Here is a 19,107-nt window from a genome sequence, read left to right as displayed (position 1 = left end):
ATGAAAAAATCGCTGATTATTACCCTAAGCTTAGTTTCAAGTATCGCGTTCGCCGCGAAGGACATGCAGCACGACAATATGGATCATGACAGCATGGGACATGGAAAAATGGACCATAGCCAAATGGAGCACGGCAAGATGGACCACAGCATGATGAATATGTCTGGGATGTCAGCCGTCGGCATGCAAGCTAAGGGAGCAAAAGCCGATAAAGTGGTCCACGTGATCTTAAGCGATGACAAACCGATTCAATTTAAGAAATCGCTCGATATCAAGCCAAATGATGTGGTGCAGTTTGTGGTCATGAATACCGGAAGCAAAGCGCATGAATTTGCCATTGGTTCGGAAAGTGAATTAGCGAAACATGGTGAGATGATGCAGCAAATGGCGGGGATGGAGCACGACACCAACAGCTCCATCATCGTCGAACCTAAGAAAGCACGCCAGTTTATGTGGCATTTCCATGGCGACAATCAAGTGCGCATAAATTGCAATATTAAAGGTCACGACCAACATGGTCAGCCATTAGAACTCACGCTCTAGCTTCCCGCGAAAGCATTCAATCAAGTAACGACAAACACCGCCAACGAAAGAAGGCGGTGTTTCTCAGATGAACAACTTGGATACGAAGCCTATTTGGTAATACTGCCTACTCATAGCAATCATCCCGAAGCGCTACCTTCAATCACATAAATAAACTAAGTTATTGATTTAATGCATTGTTGAAGCAGCTTAAACCCCGTTTTTTCACCTTCACAATCGAATGCTGGTGAGCAACGATTCATAAATCCATGTTGATACGGCAATACATGAGTACGGACTGCTGGTAGCAAAGAAATCTGCTGGCTGATTTCTGTCACATCAAAGCTCATCTCACTTTGCGGGAAAACCACCTGAGTGGGAACTTTGGGCTGAACACTGAGATAGTGCCTTATTCTGGAGGGATAAAAACAGAGGATTTGTTGAAGATTATCGCTGGCGTGATTTGAAAGCCGCCACACTGCGCTAGCACCCGCACTAAAACCGATTAGTAGCTCAGGTTTGATTTCTTCCACTCGCTCCTTCAATAGCGTGAAGTATTTTTCATGCCCACATTGATCAATAAATGCAGAATAAGCTTGCTGCTCATTATTGAATTCTTGAGCAACACCTTGGTATGGGTCTAACACTATGACTTGCTCTATCGCCTCATTGAGTAGCGAGACCACTCTATCCATCGACGAACATAAACCAAAGATATCCGTAACAACAATCGCTCTCATCAATCACCTCGTTATATTCCCTAGCGCCAAACCTTATAGCGAGTAGTCGTTACGCTCTGCCGCCACATCGGAAATGTATTCGACAAACTCGATTTGAATGCCGTGTTTATCCATGTAATAAGCGCTTTTTCGATGTGGATGTTCGCTGCCCCAGTGGTCCATATCAAAGCCAGCCTGTGTTAGCCGCTCAATCGTCTTATCAAGGTTTTCAACCACAAAGCCCAAGTGATTTAAGCCCGTAAAACGTGAAGTCCAATAAGGGGCATCCCCTTTACCCAAACTATCAATTGCGATGTAAAACGTCTCATCACCGACGTGAAACCACTCAATTTTTTCATTTTGAGCATTGAGGTACTCACCTTGTCCACGTACAGACCAATTTGGCATTGCTGATAAGATCAATTGAATCGTGTTATGCGGTTCGACAACCGAGATGTTGGTGTGCTCTAAGTAGTTTTTCATCACTTTACTTCCCTGTTTGAATTAATCAATTCACTGTAAAACCTCAAGTAAGGTAGAGGTAAAGGGAAATATTACTTATTTGTTGGATAAAAATTTGTTTTGGAAACACTGCACACTTTTTTGCTACAAATACGAGGCAAACAGATAATCAAAACGTGTCATTTTTAAAACGCGCGACTCTTGCCTGCGCAATTTCACACGAGGTCGCTTCCATCATTTCAGCCAGCGTTATATTGGGACTATCTTGTAAAAGCTGTTGTAGTTGCTCTTCAATAGACAAAGGTGGCTGGATTTTTGTTAAAGCCGCTGAGAGTCGAGACAATGCAAATTGATGTGTTAACGAGTCCCTTACCTGCAGCTCATCACTTAACGATCGTAACCCATGAAAGTCGCCTTGCAGCTGCCAGTTTCTTGAGCGGCGAATGCGTTTACACTCACAGCCAAAGTTCGCTGCAAGTTGGCGAAGCTCAGCCGCTTGCTCTCTGCCGGTTTTTTGAATCAAAGAAGGTAACGGTACGGAAATTAAATCGTCGGACATAACATATCTGCTAATGATTGAAGCGCTTACTTTACTTCAACGCAGATAAAAAAACACCGAGCAAATCGCTCGGTATCTCGAATTTGATATGTTTACGCGCAACTATCTAACAGTTGACGTTTTTGTGGTTCTTGGATCAGTTTCCAGTGAATACCGTCGATTGCACCGGCAAACTTCCACAATAGTTTGACATCAACATCACTACCGTATGTCTGCTTAACGCGCGAGAATACTTGCGCTGCGCCCAATTCAATGAACTCATCGACGTCATCAATACCCGCTTTCTTAACCATGCGCTCCAAGGTTAATTGCATATTAGGTAGATCTCTCAAACGACGGTTAGCAGAAGAACGTTTGAACTTACGCTGTGACACAGAATAATCGATAGATTGCTTTACCAAGCTATCTAACATGTCATCACGAGAAACAAAAATATGCGTAATATCGTAATAGTTCACCGTGGCTGTCGTTTGTTTTTTAACATGACGGTATTTTTCACATCCTAGGTCGCATAGCTCTTCGTCTAAATTATCACCACCACGGATAAATACACGTTCGTTACTAATTAGCGCGAACATTGCGTCATCTTTGAATAAACCAGTGCCACCGAACATTGAACGTTTTTGGAAGTCACCGAACTTAGTCACGTACTGAATAAAAGATTGCTCTGTCATATCCTTTGATCCTTTCTAATCTTCCCCGATTATTGGTGATCTCCAGACTGCAGCGTATAAAGCGAAAAATAAAAATTTTTTGTCCTGCCAATTATCTAATGTTATGCAATGCGGCAGTGATTTGTTATCTCAAATGATAGTTAACGAAACGAATTAAGTCTGGTCAAAGTTCACATCAATCGAGCGAAAAATCGGCTTTTATGAGACCAGTATCACACACAAAGAAAGTCATGCCATACAAGCCGTCAAAATTTTTACTTTTCGGAGCAAGGTAAAACTATTTATTGAAATATCACTGGATAACATTCTCCCATTGCTTGATTACTCATAGAAACGGTACACTGGCGAGTATAAAACACATTATAAATTTGCTATGACCCATTTATCTTTTTACTGGCTGCCAGAAAACCGTGCTTTGATTGAAAAAGGAATTGAGACTGAGTTCGCATCCTTCCTTGAAAGCTCAATTGAGTCCGGAAAAATTGCTCTCCCACCCATTCCAGAAGTTGTCACCAAAATTCAAAGACTTTCTACGCAAGACTCCACAACCGTGATGGATATTGCCGATTGCCTTGTCGAAGACCCAGGCTTAACCGCTGCCGTTATCCGCGTAGCAAACTCAGTCATCTTTAATCGACGCAACATACAATGCACCGAAGTGGTCACCGCAGTTTCACGCCTTGGTATTATTCGCGTTCGCGATATCGTGACAGCACAAGCGATTGAACAACTAAAAAATTCGGTTAACTTGTCCAAAGAGTGCGATCGTATTCTTCGTCAAAGTGCGCACTCTTCTAAAGAGCTTGCGGCGACCATGGTTATGGTCACTAAACAGTTTCGAGAAACGAAATCACCGGACTACATGCACCTCGTGTCTGATAAAGCCCTTCTTACTGGCTTATTAGCGGATATCGGACTGTTTTGCATTATTAATGAATATTACCTCTATCAGGAACGCGGTAATTACCTTGATAGCGAGTTGGCACTACGAATTTTTGACGCCCTTTGTCCAGCCGCTAGCAAAATGGTGCTTGAAAAGTGGGGGTTTGACGCAGACTTCATCGATATTGCGATGAATGAAAATAGTCAAACATCGAACGTAGAAGTCTCTTATTTAGACGTAGCACGTATCGCCAACCACATTTTAATGTTCCGCAGGCAAGACGAAAACATCGATGAACATACTGTTGAAGTCGATATTACCGGTGCAGATATTCTGTACAATCTGACTAATTTAAGCGATAGTGAGTTCAACACAAAAATACAAGAATTAATCAGAGCAAGCGGCTTATAAACCGTCAGGAAGTTGTATGTTTTCAGGGATGTTATTTATCTTTGCCCCACTGGTTGTGGGGTACTTAATTGCTGTTTCCAACCAAAAGTTACTCGACCAAATTAACGCAACGACTTCTCGTCTTGTGTTCGTTATTCTTGCGTTGATGGGGCTAAGCCTCGCCTCGTTAGATAACTTAAGTCAGAACTTACAAACCATTTTAAGTTACACCGCGACCTTCTTTGTCTGTCTTGGTGTTTGTAACATTGCGGTTCTGCCGCTAGTCGATAAATTTCTTCCGTTAGAAACCGACGCTAAGCAATCTAACTTACCGCTTTCTACCATGGCGATGGAATCGCTCAAACTCATTTTAGTAGTGGGCGGTGGTTTGGTTATTGGCTTAATGTTGCCGTTTGATCTTTCATGGGTTGATACAGCCAGCGAATGGATTCTGTTCGTGCTGCTGTTCTTTATCGGTATCCAACTGCGCAACAGCGGTTTAACTCTCAAGCAAATCTTAATCAATAAGCAAGGTATGTGTATCGCGGCACTGATTATTGCCAGTTCGATGCTTGGTGGTGCAATCGCGGCGATGATTTTAGATATTGATATCTATCGCGGCTTTGCCATGGCCTCAGGGTTTGGTTGGTATTCTCTTGCCGGCATTCTGATGGGCGATGCATTTGGTCCGGTTTACGGCGGCGCCTCATTTATGCTCGAGTTACTGCGTGAGTTGGTTGCACTGGTACTGATCCCTCTAGTTATTCGCACCCGCCCTTGCACAGCCATTGGCTACGCTGGCGCTACTGCGATGGATTTCACGCTACCGGTTATCCAAACCACTGGTGGTGTGCGCTGCGTACCCGTTGCGATTGTTAGTGGCTTTATCCTTAGCCTGTTAGTCCCTGTACTGATGCTGTTCTTTGTCTCACTTGCGGGCTAGATCGCGGGAATAGATTTAAAATTCTCTTAAACTACGCCGACAATAAATAACAATTAGGAAGTTCTTATGAAACGTACGTTGCTTGCGCTGCTTTTGAGCGCGACATCTACGGCGGCTCTAGCTGCAGATAATGTTTGCCTATCAGAAAAATACGACGCTTACGTCGAAGCCTCAATGCATTGGTATGAAGATTTAACGAGCTTAACAAGTGAGCAGTACCCGGAATTAAAAGAAGTGAGCCAGTGGTTTCTTGATGGTCGCCGCAATCACTTCGATCTCAACGCTGCCGCAGTGAAATACTATTTAGATAACGATCCTGCTAAAATTGCACTGCAAAAGCCGGTTGAAGCTTGGCTACAGCTCGAGCAAAAAGAGATCAAAATACTGGCCTCTCGCTCAGATGAACTTGGACAAATCGCGGCTAAATCATTTGCCGACCGCCAGTCCAAACAGCACCCTAAAAACTATGAACTGCGCTCTGCCTTTGCTGATCTTCTCAGTCACCCAACCAAGATTGATAGCGCACTAAAACGCTACAACAGCTCTATTGCTAAAGTCGAATCAATGACTTGCCCTTAGGTTTAATATGGTTAATTGGTCAATTTCGACCAATTAACCATCACTTAAGCGACATTTTCATCAACAGTCGAAGTTACAATCTAAGATTCTTGAATTAAGACGGGACATTGCTGGTATTTTCGTTTAGATTGTTCGGCTGCAACAAACTATGATAAGAGCAATGTTATTGCATGGTATCGGAACAAAAAACGGCCGACGCTAGCTTCGAAAGTTTACTTCGAATCTTTACCGTCCCAGAAGGCCCAGACTCAACACTTACTCAAATCGAAGCTGAATTGTCACGCAACTTAAATAAGTTCTTGCGTGAGCATATCGTCGCGGAAGAAAAACCTCTTAAAGAGATCGAGAAAGACTTCTCCTCTCCTGCTATTCCAGAACAGCCAGAGTTCGTCTCCGATCACACGCAACATTTACTTGATACCTTAGTGTCTCACTCCGTGCATACTTCTGCGCCGAGCTTTATCGGTCACATGACCTCTGCACTACCATATTTCTTGATGCCGCTATCTAAGATCATGATCGCGCTCAACCAAAACTTGGTAAAAATCGAGACTTCTAAGGCATTTACCCCACTTGAACGCCAAGTGCTGGGTATGCTTCATAGATTGATCTATTCGCAACAAGATAGTTTCTACAGCCAGTGGATGCACAGCGCTAACCATTCTTTGGGCGCATTTTGCTCTGGCGGCACGATTGCAAATATCACTGCCCTTTGGGTTGCGCGTAATAACGCACTGCGCCCACAAAACGGTTTTCGTGGTGTAGAAAAAGAAGGTCTTTTCAAAGCCATGAAACACTATGGCTATGAAGGCATGGCGATTCTTGTTTCTGAGCGCGGTCACTACTCGCTGAAAAAAGCCGCTGACGTTTTGGGCTTAGGTCAAGATGGTTTAGTCGCGGTCAAAACTGACAGCAACAACCGTATTTGTCCTGACAGCCTAAAAGCGAAGATTCAAGAGCTTAAAGCAAAAAGCATTAAGCCATTTGCCGTTGTCGGTGTGGCAGGTACGACTGAAACTGGTAACATCGACCCGTTACGACAAATTGCTGCAATCTGTGCAGAAGAGAACTGCCACTTCCACGTCGATGCGGCTTGGGGCGGTGCGACTTTGATGTCGAACAATCATCGTCACCTTCTAGATGGTATTGAGTTAGCCGACTCAGTGACTATCGATGCGCACAAACAGCTCTATATTCCAATGGGTGCTGGTATGGTTCTGTTTAAAGACCCTAGCGCGATGAAATCTATTGAACACCATGCGCAATATATTTTACGTAAAGGTTCTAAAGACCTTGGCAGCCACACGTTAGAAGGTTCACGCTCAGGCATGGCGATGTTGGTTTACGCTGCAATGCACATTATCAGCCGCCCGGGTTACGAGCTTTTGATTGATCAAAGCATTAGCAAAGCGGCTTACTTTGCTGACCTTATCAAGCAACAAAAAGATTTTGAGTTAGTCTCAGAACCTGAACTTTGTTTGCTGACCTATCGCTATGTACCAGAGCATGTGCGTCAAGCACTTAGCATTGCCTCTAGCGAGCAAACTGCTGAGCTTAACAAGCTGCTCAATGAACTGACCAAGTTTGTACAAAAGCGTCAACGAGAAAATGGGCGTTCATTTGTTTCCCGTACCCGACTTAACCCAGAGCAATTGAATGGTTTACCAACTATTGTGTTCCGTGTGGTACTGGCGAACCCATTGTCGACTTGTGAGATTTTGCAAAGTGTTCTTGAAGAGCAAAGAGAGATAGCGCAAAACGGCGCACCGACCTTGCTGACCAAGATTAATCAACTTGCAGACAACATTTTGGCAAACTGAAATTTTCTTTCTTTTTTAGTGTAATTTGTTATCAGTAGCGGCTAGATTAGCGACAGATCGCGCCAATATGAACCGAATTTTTGTAGTTTTCACAAAATTTTGTTTGATGCCTGTCATATTCTAGCCAATTAGCCTGTGTAAAAATTACTGTAATACCAAAGCTTAGGTTTATACTGGTCCAACGGCGCTATCGTGCGCTTCTCGTAGGTTTAGTGCCAATATCTAGGTTTAAAACTTGAGAAGCCCGTTGAGCGAGTTGTTCTCTATACCCTTGTGAACACTATGAATACATTAGAAAAAATACAGAAAAATTTAGAGAATTTCAGTAAGTCTGAGCGTAAGGTCGCAGAAGTGATCATGGCATCGCCACAAACTGCAATTCACTCTAGCATTGCTACACTGGCAAAAATGGCCGATGTAAGTGAGCCTACCGTTAACCGTTTCTGTCGCCGATTAGACACCAAAGGTTTTCCTGACTTTAAACTGCACTTAGCGCAGAGCCTTGCTAATGGAACTCCTTATGTAAACCGTAACGTCGAAGAAGATGACGGTCCTGATGCTTATAGCCACAAGATTTTTGAATCAACCATGGCGTGTTTGGATGTGGCAAAAAATAGCCTAGATCCAATGCAAGTAAACCGTGCGGTTGATTTGTTAACGCAAGCTAAGCGTATTTCATTTTTTGGTTTGGGCGCTTCATCTGCTGTTGCTAAAGATGCACAAAACAAGTTTATTCGCTTTAATATTCCAATCACGTGTTTTGAAGACATCGTGATGCAACGTATGAGCTGCATCAACTGTACTGACAATGATGTAATCGTCTTAATTTCTCATACGGGACGTACCAAGAGCCAAGTTGAAATTGCGAACCTAGCACGTGAAAACGGCGCAACTGTTATCGCAATTACCGCGAAAGACTCACCGCTCGACAAAGCTGCGTCTTTAACTATTTCTCTTGATGTTCCTGAAGACACAGACGTATATATGCCAATGGCAAGCCGTGTAGTACAGATGACAGTGATCGACGTACTGGCAACCGGCTTTACTCTGCGTCGTGGTACGGGTTTCCGCGAAAACCTACGTCGCGTCAAAGATGCGTTGAAAGATTCTCGCTACGACAAGCTATCGCACTTCTAAAAAAAGAGGCTATCAAGCCTCTTTTTTATTGCTCAGCGTTTATAACAACATCAGGTTTGCTGAAATAGTGATGCGCCGCCCTGCCCTGATTCTTCGACCACCGAAACTTGAGTTTGATTGTCAAAGTAAGATTCATCTTCGCAGCTACCATTACACTGACAAACCTGCTGTAAAATGTGCATTAAGCGATCTTTGGTTAACGGTAGAGGGTTACCCTTTATCGCCACCGATTTAAGTGCGTCATCTGCCACTTGCTCAAATGAGGTGCGACACACGCCAAACTCATTCAAGTTTGGCAGTTTGAGCTTCTCTAACATCATATTGACCCACAACACCGAATCATCTCGACAGGCATTGGTTCTGCCAGTAAGTAGATAAGCCATTTTACGATAGCGCGACAACACATCAGCTCTGCCCGCTTGCTCGGCTGAGCGAATGTTTTCCTGCATCACAAACGGCGCAAGACGTGCAGTAATCACGCTGTGAGGAGCCGCAAGTTTACCCCCCAAAGCAGACGCTAAGCCGTGCGCAGCGCCCAGTTTGGCATTGGTAATTGCCATACCACCTAACATCGCCGCAAATGAAAGATCGGCGCGAGCGTTAAAATCGTCTTCTAGGCAACCAGCAATAACGGAGCCACTCAGGCGTCTAAGCCCCTCTTCACAAATCATATCGGTAATTGGATTTGGCTCCCCGCATACATACGCTTCCATTAAATGGGTAAATGCATCCATTGCTCCGCGCCCGGAAGTATAGGAATCTGTGCCATAAGTCAGCGTTGGATCAACAATAGCAACATCAGCCAGCATCTCGGGGCTACGAAGGCTTACTTTGACTTTATCTTGTCCTGAACGCAGCACTGCGTTGCGGGTTACTTCAGAGCCAGTACTGGCGGTAGTGGGAATGGCAATAAAAGGAATGGGTTTGGTTTTAAGGGGAACATTTCTACCAACGACTTCGACATAATCATAAACGTCGCCTTGGTTGGGGATGATGGCGGCAAGGGCCTTGCCCATATCGATTACACTGCCTCCTCCGATTGCAATCACCATATCGGGTTTAAATTTGCGCCCGTTAAGAGCTGTCTCTTCGACCATGGTAATATTCGGTTCACCAGAGATAGCGACGTGCTGATAACGCATTCCCTGCATTTTTATGTATTGAATTATTGGCGAGGCGCGTTGGGTGTTCTTCCCTGACACCAACAAAACACTGTAGCCAAATTGATTGATCACTGAGAGAGAAGATTGCAGCGCACCTTCACCAAAAATTATGCGCGTGGAGGTCATAAACTGGAACATACATAGGACTCCATTCTATTTTTCACCCCTTTTATTTCAATGATTTATGACACTTTCACTCTTACTACACAAATCAGTGGCGGCAAAGTGGCGACAGATTCAAAAATATTCATTGCTATGCACTAGTGAACAGAATAGCAGCGAATCATTCCTTGTCTTAAATCATTTTGTTTTGGCTTATGTGAAATGAGTTGATTAAATTTTGAGTGGGTGCACGGATTTTCTCGTGGTTTAGAGACATTCTCTGCGTGGACAAAAGAAGCATTCTAGCATCAATGTGTTGTCATGATTTTTGACAAAGAACTCAGGATCTTTGTTTCATTTGATAAAAAGCCACTGATTAGGTGGCTTTGGTAATCGCTTTAAATGTGATTAGTCTGCGGCTTTAAAGCATCTATGAATTTGACCGTAGTCCTCTATACACATTTTAGAGTCAGAAGAAAAGACATAATGCGTGTTTGGCCACTTTGGATTGTAAATTGCAAATTTATCATCTTCACGTTCTTGAACTGCCCAGGCAATAACCTTTCTCTCATATGATGATGTACTATAGTTGTACTCAGTAAAACCATCATCATGGAATGTCCTTGTTACTGCTTCTGGATTCGCTTCAAACAGTGCCTGTTCATTTGCCATCCATGTGTCAGTGGTGTAATCGGGTTCGAATGTTTGACCATCAATATCGCTTAAAGACGTACCTCCTGTTCCAAACATCAACCCCAATACAAGGACAGCGGCTACAGCAATACCACCAAGAACTTTGGGATCTTTTGCTCTAACACCAGACTCAACAACATTTTTTAGTTTTTTTGCCTGCTCTTGTGCTTGCGCTGCTTTCTCTGATGCTATCACCTTAGCTTTGTCAGCTTGATCTCGCAGCTCTTCTTTATTTAATTTGTTGTCACTCATTAAACTCACCTAAATAGCTAATGATATTCGTCGATATGACTAATCTTAGTTATGATTTACATTTCGCGTTTTGAGCTGCTTTAATAGACTCTTTTGTTGCATTTAGTGTGTAAACAAAAGGGTTTTCAACATTTGGGTTACGGAAAACTGGTAGAGGTAGAGTAAACTTAAAGGTTTTTGTTACTTCATCATATTCCTCACCATATAGACGGAATTCAAATCGATCATCAGAGATTTGTGTGAATTCAAACATTTGACCACCACGAGCATCACGATGAGCACGATGAACTCGTTCGTGGAAACGAGTAACATTGTCTTCAACACTTGTGTCGACCATTTGAATTGTGCCTACAAGTTGCCCTTGGCTTCGAACTTCCAATGAAAGGTTGTGGTACGGTGCAAAAGTAATGTGTTTTAGCATTCCTTTTGGATCTTCTGTTTCAAGGACTAACCCGTTTAGTGGGCTTGTGCCAAGTTTTTCTGAGTACTTCGCTAAATCATCACAAGTGATTTCTGGGTATTCAAGAGCTGATACAGAAGTAGCAGAGCATACCAATACGGCTGCAAGAAAGGTTTTTGATATATTTTTCATCACTGAATTACTTATCCATGTTGTTTAATAATTAATCGAAATGTACTGGCAGTTAATCTATTTGCATAGCTTATATTTAGACTGTTCTTTAAGTTTTGTGACGACAAATGCAAAATGTTGCATTTACAAGAATCCTACTCAAACATGGTACCCATAGCTTGATAAACTAACCCTTCGTTTTCTTATACACGCACTCAAATAGCTCAGAAAGAAGTAACTGCTTTAGATATCAGAAGTTGGATAAAAGTAACTCTAATGGTCGAGAAGTTCATATTCATGTACGCTATGCAGTCAATAGTGATTCCAGTATTTAGATAGTCCAAGGCACCAATGGCGAAAATAACAGCGCAAGAAAAAGAGAGAAAAAAAGCGATACTCGATGCCCACATCTATGAAGTGTTTATCAATGAAGGATGGGATGCACTCTCGTACGAAAGAATCGCAAAAGACTTTGGCACTCGTAAATCAAGCATTCAGCGCTATTATGAGAAACGCTTGGACTTTGGCATTGCGTTACAAGGTAAGATATTCCCTATCATTGTCGACCTACTCGATTTTACTGATGAAGCAAGGTTTATTGCGTCTTGGGTCAAGGCATTAGAAAACCAGACGTTTCGCGAAGTTAACAAATTATTAATTGAAAATGCTACTGGTTCAGGAACAGGGGGAAGAATCGGTGTTAGCAAGCTACTCAACAAGATGCAAGCAACAATGTCCAATGACGAAGCGAATGCTGCGTTAAAGACATGCCTTGGTGAATCTGTTTTGTTTTTCTTAAACCAGTCACTTGCTGAAAACTAGATTCAAAAAACACATTGCGAACTGATATGCAATAATTTAGGATTCCTAATGTGCCACAGGGAATGTTTATATTCCCTATTCTTTTGCCATCAATGCGTACACGTATGCATTATATAAGCAGAGAAGCACGAAAAATAGTGACGATAAAAAGGACAATAAGGATATTTAATATGAACTTAAACGCTTGCAGGATAGTACAAAATAACTTTCAGAAACTCGACTTCGCCAGCGTCGAAGATGCGCTAACTTGGCTTGAAGATAATCAAGATGTTATTCGTGTCGAAATAGATGCTATCGATTCTAAGTCGACCATTTATACATACACCTTCACCTCTATCGAAGAGTCGATCGAAAATTTGATGCACCTTTGAGCAATAAGAGGAAATGATGGAAAGAACTTACCGTTTGAAGTTGTACTCTAAAGTTAACCTTGGCGAAGGTATTGAGTTAGGTTCATTAGAAAGAAAATGTAACGCGGACGTCATAACACAGTGGCTTCTGACCCCCAGAGCAAAAAGAAAATCACGCTTCTTCCTCGTGTTAGTCGATCAGGAAGACAATTGTATCGATGCTAAATACATATCCAAGCAAACGATGTTGGTCTGCCTAAATCAATATCAAACGGTTAACTGACCCATAGATAGCGATATACAGGATATTACTCGATAGTTTTGTTCATTTTTTTAGCGATAGATTTTCCCTATTGAATCAAGAGGTAATTGGCTCTTTATTTTCGATAAGCTTTGCGGCATAGTTGCTACATCAAAATAAAGGAGAAAGATTCTATGTTCGTAGTTATTTTCGGTCGCCCAGCATGTCCATACTGTGTTCGCGCTAAAGAGCACGCTGAAACTCTTAAAGCAAAGCGTGATGATTTCAACTACCGCTATGTTGATATTCAAGCAGAAGGCATCTCAAAAGCTGACCTAGAAAAAACTGTTGGTAAACCAGTTGAGACAGTTCCACAGATCTTTATTGATCAAACTCATATCGGTGGCTGTGATGACTTCGAAGCATACGCAAAAGAGAATCTAGGTCTGTTTGACTAATTCCTCATAAAAGCTCAACGAAAACCGCTGTCTACCAGCGGTTTTTTTATATCTGCCAATTAGTTAATCTCAGCTAAGACGATTGACCGCTAGCGATAAAAATAATAGTAGTTTCTGCTTAAGTTTTTTTATTAATCAGTTACAATTTGCAAAACTTAACCCGATACTCAGTATACTGAGTATATGGCTGGCATTGATACAAGAACTGCCCCTGTGAATATTGACGTCGTACTCTTGCTCCAACAAAATCCTATCCTGCTTATCTTTGTGGTATTGGCCATAGGTCTTGCCATCGGAAAAATTCGTTTCGGTAACCTGCAATTAGGCAACTCGATCGGGGTGCTTATCACCTCGCTGATTATGGGTCACCTTGGCTTTACCTTTAACCCTGACGCATTAACCATCGGCTTTATGCTGTTTATCTACTGTGTCGGTATCGAAGCGGGTCCAAACTTCTTTGGTATCTTCTTTAGAGATGGGAAGCACTACTTTGTGCTCGCCTCTGTCGTTCTCGGTACCGCTCTGCTTATCACGCATTTCAGTAGCGAACTGTTCGGGCTCGATTTTGGTCTGGCTGCAGGCATGATGGCGGGTGCATTAACGTCGACGCCAGTGCTGGTCGGCGCGCAAGACGCGCTTAACTCAGGTTTAGCAGAAGTGCCGCGCAATATGGATTTCGGCTTAGTGCTGGAAAATCTGTCGGTTGGTTACGCGATGGCTTATTTGATTGGTTTGATCAGTATGATCATGTTCGCCAAACTACTGCCGAAACTGCAAAAAGAAAACCTGTCCGATTCGGCGCAGCAAATCGCTCAAGAACGAGGCTTAGGTGGCTCAGGTCAACGCAAGGTTTATCTGCCGATCATCCGTGCTTACCGCGTAGGTCCGGAGCTAATTGACTGGACAGACGGCAAAAACCTACGTGAGTTGGGTATCTACCGTCAGACGGGTTGTTATATCGAGCGTATCCGCCGTGGCGGCATCTTAGCGCACCCTGATGGCGACGCCATCTTACAAGAGGGTGATGAGATCGCATTGGTTGGCTTCCCTGATAGCCACGCACGTCTAGATCCAAGCTTCCGAAACGGCAAAGAAGTGTTTGACCGCAACCTACTTGATTTGCGTATCGTTGAGGAAGAAATCGTCGTAAAGAGTGACGCTATTGCTGGCAAACGCCTATCGGATCTCAATCTATCTGAATATGGCTGTTTCCTTAACCGCGTAGTACGTGCGCAAATTGAAATGCCAATGGATCTCGATATCGTGTTGGCTAAAGGTGACGTACTGCAAGTCAGTGGTGAAAAGAGCCGTGTCCATGGTCTGGCTGAAAAAATCGGTTTTATCTCGATTCACAGCCAAATGGCGGATTTGCTCGCCTTCTGTAGCTTCTTCATTCTTGGTATTTTGTTTGGCTTAATTACCATGACATTTGGTCAAGTCTCTTTTGGTCTTGGTAATGCGGTAGGCTTACTATTATCCGGGATCACCTTGGGCTTTTTGCGTGCCAACCACCCTACTTTTGGTTACGTACCGCAAGGTGCGTTGAATATGGTCAAAGATTTAGGTCTGATGTTTTTTATGGTCGGCATTGGTTTGAGTGCTGGCGGAAAAATGTTTGAACACCTTGCCCAAGTCGGTCCTCAGGTGATCGGTTTAGCATTTATCGTCAGTGTGGTGCCCGTTGCACTCGCTTACTTAGTCGGAGCATATGTTCTGAAAATGAACCGTGCACTCTTGTTTGGTGCGATTATCGGCGCGCGTACTTGTGGTCCTGCAATGGATATTGTGAATGAGTATGCGAAGTCGACCATCCCTGCTCTGGGTTATGCGGGTACTTACGCCATTGCCAATATCTTGATGACGCTTGGCGGTACGATATTAATCATTCTTAGTTAATCGCAGTCCAAATAGAAATCCCCACTTGGTAGTGGGGATTTTTGTTATGTATTTAAACAAGCGTCGCTGTTAAGCAAAGAGATTTTTGCCAGAAAGTTTCTAAGCGAATTCTTTACGCAACTTCTTCGCTGCCGACACCATATTAGCCAGTGACGCCTCGGTTTCAGCCCAATTACGCGTCTTAAGACCACAGTCTGGATTAACCCACAAACGCTCTGCCGGAATTTTCTTCGCCGCGGTGTTGATTAAACCTTCAATCCACTCTTCGGTAGGAATGTTTGGCGAGTGAATATCATACACACCCGGACCAATTTCATTTGGATAGTTGAACTCTTCAAATGCTTTTAGCAATTCCATGTTTGAACGCGATGTTTCAATGGTGATCACATCTGCATCCAATGCGGCGACGGATTCAATGATCTCATTGAACTCTGAGTAACACATATGGGTATGAATCTGAGTTTCAGGCTTGGCACTGGCCGCAGAAATCTTAAACGCATCAACTGCCCACTCTAGATATGCTTTGTGATCGCGTTTTTTCAGCGGCAAGCCTTCACGGATAGCTGGCTCATCAATTTGGATAATATTGATGCCGGCATCTTGTAGATCAGACACCTCATCACGCAGTGCAAGTGCTAACTGGTTCGCGATTTCTTTACGCGTGATATCTTCACGGGGGAATGTCCAACATAAAATAGTAACAGGGCCGGTTAGCATCCCTTTCATCTGTTTAGTTGTCAGTGACTGCGCGTACGTTGACCAACCAACCGTCATTGGTTTCTCACGCTCAATATCCGCCACTACGATAGCTGGTTTGACACAACGTGAACCATAGCTTTGTACCCAACCAAACTTGGTGGTTTGGAAGCCCGCTAAATTCTCAGCGAAGTACTCAACCATATCGTTACGCTCTGCTTCACCATGTACCAAGACATCCAGATCCAACGCTTCTTGGCGCTTTACTGCATCTTCAATGTGCCCTTTTAATGCCGTCTCGTATTCCACTTCGCTTAGCTTTCCGCTGCGAAAAGCACTGCGCTGCAAACGAATTTCACTGGTTTGAGGGAATGAACCAATAGTCGTGGTTGGAAACAGCGGTAAGCCCAGCACTTCAGCTTGATGTGCGGCGCGCTCTTTGTAAGGTGCACTTCGCTCGGCTAGTGCTTTATTAATGCTATTGAGGCGCTGCTGAACTTGCGGTTTGTTTACATGGGTCGCACTCTTACGCGCCTGAATTGGCGCGCTGTAGGTTTCGCACGCCAAAATTGCATTCTGATCGCCATCAAGTGCTTTACCGAGCAATGCAACTTCCGTCACTTTTTGTTTCGCAAAAGCAAACCAACTACGCACTTCTTCACTCAAAGCAGGCTCTAGATCTAGATCAACCGGACTATGAAGTAGCGAACATGAACTTGCCACCCATAACTTATCGCCAAGCTTAGCTTTTACAGACTCAAGCAGTGCTAGCTGTTTGGCAAGGTCGGCACGCCACACATTGCGCCCATTTACAACACCCGCCGAAAGCACCCACTCTTGTGGCAGTTTCGCCACAATCGCTTCTAACTGCTCTGGCGCGGCAGAAAGGTCAACGTGTAGACCATCAACATTCAACTCGACAATACGGTCTAATGACTCTTCTACTGAGTCAAAGTAAGTTGTTAGTAGCACTTTTACATCGCTGCGAATCACTTGGTATGCAAGCTTAAATGAATCAGCCCAACGTTTTTCGAGTTCTAAACCCAAGATCGGCTCATCAATTTGTACCCATTCAACGCCATGCTTAGCCAGCTTGGCTAAAATAGCTTGATAAGCCGTCAATAAGCGAGGCAACAAGGTTAAACGGTCGAAACCTTCATCAACTTCTTTACCCAAGTATAAGTAACTAAGCGGTCCTAATAATACAGGTTTAACTTTGTGCCCCGCTTTGGTCGCTTCATTTACTTCTTCGAACAGTTGTGGCCAGCTCACCTCAAACGAATCATCTTTAGTAAATTCAGGTACGATATAGTGATAGTTGGTATTGAACCACTTGGTCATATCCGACGCAGCACTGCCCGAGCAGCCACAGTTGGCTTGTGATTGGCCGCGACCAACGCGAAATAGTGTATCTAGATCCGGAAAACCCGTGTTGTGACGTTTAGGCACATGCCCGAGTAACAGCGTTGTCGTGAGCACATGGTCATACCATGCAAAATCACCCGCGGTTACAAAGCTAAGCTCGGCATCAGCCTGTGTCTGCCAGTTCTTGCCGCGCAGCTCTGCCCCTACTTGCTTAAGCTCTTTTTGCTCAATTTCACCGCGCCAATATTTCTCGAGAGCGAATTTAAGTTCGCGTTTCTCGCCAATGCGTGGGTAACCTAGAATGTGCGTTGTCGTTGTCATGATACCTAGTCCTTGTAATTAGTTAACGTGTTGGACAGATTAAGATGTCCAGATGGCTAAACTATCTCGCTTCTCGGCATCATGAACAATGTCCAATTATTCAACTTGTTTATTAAAAAAATTCATGATTACGCTGCAAACGCGCAGTATCCCTGCGGTTCATCTTGCACATTTAGCCATCTAGACGTTTACATTGAGCTAAATTGACGTTACGTTAATATCATTCATGGATTGAATCGAGAGATGAAGGGAACTCATGATCGAGCTTAAACATCTACGTACTTTAACTTCTTTACGCGATACCGGGTCGTTAACCGCGACCGCAACTGCGCTGCATTTAACTCAGTCAGCCCTCTCTCACCAGATAAAAGATTTGGAAGCTCGCCTTGGCGGACAGCTTTTTTTACGTAAGACGCGCCCGGTTAAATTCACCTCAGAAGGTGAGATTTTGCTGCGCGTTGCAGATGATATATTGCCGCGCCTTGCCAAAGCAGAAAATGAACTGGCAAGCTTGAAAGAAGATGTTAACGGACGTCTACACATGGCGATTGAGTGTCACTCTTGTTTTCAGTGGCTCATGCCCGCGCTTAAAGAGTATCAAGTCACTTGGCCAAGTGTGACTTTAGATTTTTCATCCGGTTTTGGCTTTGAACCTCTCCCGGCGCTAATGAGTGGTGAGTTAGATTTAGTGATCACCTCTGATATCCAAGCTCGCTCGGAAGTCCATTTTGAGCCGCTGTTTGATTTTGAAATGCGCTTAATCACCGCCGTCAATCATCCTCTGGCGAACCAAGCAGTGATTGAGCCGCAAGATCTGGCGGCGCAAACCATGATTTCCTATCCAGTGCAAAAACAGCGCCTCGATGTAGTTAAGCACTTTCTGCAACCTGCCGGCGTTGAACCGGCTAAATGGAAACAGTGCGACAATACACTGATGCTGGTGCAGATGGTGTCTGCTGGGCTTGGGGTTGCTGCACTGCCTAATTGGGCAATCAGCGAATTTTCGCGTCAGGGATTAATCACCAGTATCCCTCTTGGTGAAGGGCTATGGCGGCGTTTGTTTGCTGCGACACGCAACTCGGATAAAGAAAAACGCTATTTACAAGCCTTCTTCACTACGGCGAAGCAACAATGTAAAAGTCATTTAGAAGGGATTAAACTGGCGTAAAGAAAAAGCCCCATCAATTACTTGATGAGGCTTTAGTATTCTTGTCTGCTAGCGCTGATAAGCTTTAAATTGATTGGTCAATGGATCGTATTGATAACCAAGTAAATCGAGTTTTCCGACTACTTGCTCCACATCCATTTCATACATACTGACTAACTCGTCAAAGCTATCACATTCTAAGCGCAGCTTCTCATTGACGATGCCTAGTAGAATAATGCTATCTAGGCTACGAACATTGCTCAGATCCATATCTCCACTCCAATTTGAATAGGCTTACTACAAGCCTAGACGCCATTGAGTGAATTAACAGTGAACAAGATC

At 43.7% G+C, this 19,107-nt stretch carries 20 protein-coding genes; 11 read left to right on the top strand and 9 right to left on the bottom strand.

Annotated elements, in window-relative coordinates:
* Entirely contained in the window at window positions 1-543 is a 543-nt protein-coding gene (gene copI, locus DPF93_RS00850; protein ID WP_114764324.1) for a copper-resistant cuproprotein CopI, read from the top strand.
* 155 nt (window positions 544-698) lie between these two features.
* Here copI and DPF93_RS00845 read toward each other — a convergent pair whose 3' ends face one another.
* The 4 genes from DPF93_RS00845 to DPF93_RS00830 all read right to left on the bottom strand — a co-directional run bounded on the left by DPF93_RS00845 (window position 699) and on the right by DPF93_RS00830 (window position 2,936).
* Window positions 699-1,262: a dienelactone hydrolase family protein gene (locus tag DPF93_RS00845; protein WP_114764323.1), complete on the bottom strand. Its 564-nt coding sequence runs from the start codon at window positions 1,260-1,262 to the stop codon at window positions 699-701.
* A 33-nt stretch (window positions 1,263-1,295) separates the two neighbouring features.
* On the bottom strand, window positions 1,296-1,724 hold the full coding sequence (locus DPF93_RS00840) for a VOC family protein (protein WP_114764322.1): 429 nt from the start codon (window positions 1,722-1,724) through the stop codon (window positions 1,296-1,298).
* A gap of 148 nt (window positions 1,725-1,872) precedes the next feature.
* Complete coding sequence (locus tag DPF93_RS00835; protein ID WP_114764321.1) at window positions 1,873-2,262, bottom strand: ribosome recycling factor family protein; 390 nt, start codon at window positions 2,260-2,262, stop codon at window positions 1,873-1,875.
* Between the two features lie 92 nt (window positions 2,263-2,354).
* On the bottom strand, window positions 2,355-2,936 hold the full coding sequence (locus tag DPF93_RS00830; RefSeq protein WP_114764320.1) for a TfoX/Sxy family DNA transformation protein: 582 nt from the start codon (window positions 2,934-2,936) through the stop codon (window positions 2,355-2,357).
* A 373-nt stretch (window positions 2,937-3,309) separates the two neighbouring features.
* Between DPF93_RS00830 and DPF93_RS00825 the strand changes: the two genes are divergently transcribed.
* The 5 genes from DPF93_RS00825 to DPF93_RS00805 all read left to right on the top strand — a co-directional run bounded on the left by DPF93_RS00825 (window position 3,310) and on the right by DPF93_RS00805 (window position 8,688).
* Window positions 3,310-4,230 (top strand): HDOD domain-containing protein, encoded by a 921-nt coding sequence (locus DPF93_RS00825; protein WP_114764319.1) that lies wholly within the window; start codon window positions 3,310-3,312, stop codon window positions 4,228-4,230.
* Window positions 4,231-4,246: 16 nt separating this feature from the next.
* On the top strand, window positions 4,247-5,152 hold the full coding sequence (locus DPF93_RS00820) for a LysO family transporter (RefSeq protein ID WP_114764318.1): 906 nt from the start codon (window positions 4,247-4,249) through the stop codon (window positions 5,150-5,152).
* 66 nt (window positions 5,153-5,218) lie between these two features.
* Window positions 5,219-5,731, top strand: a complete 513-nt coding sequence (locus DPF93_RS00815) for a hypothetical protein (protein WP_114764317.1) — start codon at window positions 5,219-5,221, stop codon at window positions 5,729-5,731.
* A 170-nt stretch (window positions 5,732-5,901) separates the two neighbouring features.
* Complete coding sequence (gene panP, locus DPF93_RS00810) at window positions 5,902-7,551, top strand: pyridoxal-dependent aspartate 1-decarboxylase PanP (RefSeq protein WP_114764316.1); 1,650 nt, start codon at window positions 5,902-5,904, stop codon at window positions 7,549-7,551.
* A 282-nt stretch (window positions 7,552-7,833) separates the two neighbouring features.
* On the top strand, window positions 7,834-8,688 hold the full coding sequence (locus DPF93_RS00805; protein ID WP_114764315.1) for a MurR/RpiR family transcriptional regulator: 855 nt from the start codon (window positions 7,834-7,836) through the stop codon (window positions 8,686-8,688).
* 50 nt (window positions 8,689-8,738) lie between these two features.
* Here DPF93_RS00805 and DPF93_RS00800 read toward each other — a convergent pair whose 3' ends face one another.
* The 3 genes from DPF93_RS00800 to DPF93_RS00790 form a co-directional block, all read right to left on the bottom strand.
* Window positions 8,739-9,989: an iron-containing alcohol dehydrogenase gene (locus DPF93_RS00800; RefSeq protein WP_114764314.1), complete on the bottom strand. Its 1,251-nt coding sequence runs from the start codon at window positions 9,987-9,989 to the stop codon at window positions 8,739-8,741.
* 372 nt (window positions 9,990-10,361) lie between these two features.
* Window positions 10,362-10,898, bottom strand: a complete 537-nt coding sequence (locus DPF93_RS00795; protein WP_114764313.1) for a hypothetical protein — start codon at window positions 10,896-10,898, stop codon at window positions 10,362-10,364.
* A 49-nt stretch (window positions 10,899-10,947) separates the two neighbouring features.
* Window positions 10,948-11,490, bottom strand: coding sequence for a hypothetical protein (locus DPF93_RS00790; RefSeq protein ID WP_114764312.1), 543 nt, complete (start codon window positions 11,488-11,490; stop codon window positions 10,948-10,950).
* 330 nt (window positions 11,491-11,820) lie between these two features.
* Between DPF93_RS00790 and DPF93_RS00785 the strand changes: the two genes are divergently transcribed.
* The 4 genes from DPF93_RS00785 to DPF93_RS00765 all read left to right on the top strand — a co-directional run bounded on the left by DPF93_RS00785 (window position 11,821) and on the right by DPF93_RS00765 (window position 15,236).
* A complete protein-coding gene (locus DPF93_RS00785) occupies window positions 11,821-12,291 on the top strand; it encodes a TetR/AcrR family transcriptional regulator (RefSeq protein WP_114764311.1) in 471 nt (156 codons plus the stop codon).
* A 170-nt stretch (window positions 12,292-12,461) separates the two neighbouring features.
* Window positions 12,462-12,662, top strand: a complete 201-nt coding sequence (locus tag DPF93_RS00780; RefSeq protein ID WP_114764310.1) for a hypothetical protein — start codon at window positions 12,462-12,464, stop codon at window positions 12,660-12,662.
* Between the two features lie 414 nt (window positions 12,663-13,076).
* On the top strand, window positions 13,077-13,340 hold the full coding sequence (locus DPF93_RS00770; protein WP_075648868.1) for a GrxA family glutaredoxin: 264 nt from the start codon (window positions 13,077-13,079) through the stop codon (window positions 13,338-13,340).
* A gap of 213 nt (window positions 13,341-13,553) precedes the next feature.
* Window positions 13,554-15,236 carry an aspartate:alanine antiporter gene (locus DPF93_RS00765; protein WP_114764554.1) on the top strand — a complete coding sequence of 561 codons (1,683 nt, stop codon included), beginning with the start codon at window positions 13,554-13,556 and terminating at the stop codon, window positions 15,234-15,236.
* A 99-nt stretch (window positions 15,237-15,335) separates the two neighbouring features.
* Here the strand turns inward: DPF93_RS00765 and metE are convergent, their stop codons facing one another.
* Entirely contained in the window at window positions 15,336-17,618 is a 2,283-nt protein-coding gene (metE, locus tag DPF93_RS00760) for a 5-methyltetrahydropteroyltriglutamate--homocysteine S-methyltransferase (protein ID WP_114764308.1), read from the bottom strand.
* Window positions 17,619-17,874: 256 nt separating this feature from the next.
* Between metE and DPF93_RS00755 the strand changes: the two genes are divergently transcribed.
* The gene (locus DPF93_RS00755) at window positions 17,875-18,786 is read left to right on the top strand and encodes a LysR substrate-binding domain-containing protein (protein WP_114764307.1); all 912 of its coding nucleotides are present in this window, start codon (window positions 17,875-17,877) and stop codon (window positions 18,784-18,786) included.
* Window positions 18,787-18,834: 48 nt separating this feature from the next.
* Here the strand turns inward: DPF93_RS00755 and DPF93_RS00750 are convergent, their stop codons facing one another.
* Window positions 18,835-19,035 (bottom strand): DUF4250 domain-containing protein, encoded by a 201-nt coding sequence (locus DPF93_RS00750; RefSeq protein WP_114764306.1) that lies wholly within the window; start codon window positions 19,033-19,035, stop codon window positions 18,835-18,837.
* Window positions 19,036-19,107: the final 72 nt, after the last annotated feature.

Source organism: Vibrio rhodolitus (assembly GCF_003350325.1).
GTDB lineage: Bacteria > Pseudomonadota > Gammaproteobacteria > Enterobacterales > Vibrionaceae > Vibrio > Vibrio rhodolitus.
The sequence above is the reverse complement of the archived record's forward strand: the minus strand, read 5'-3'. Positions and strand labels throughout refer to the sequence as shown.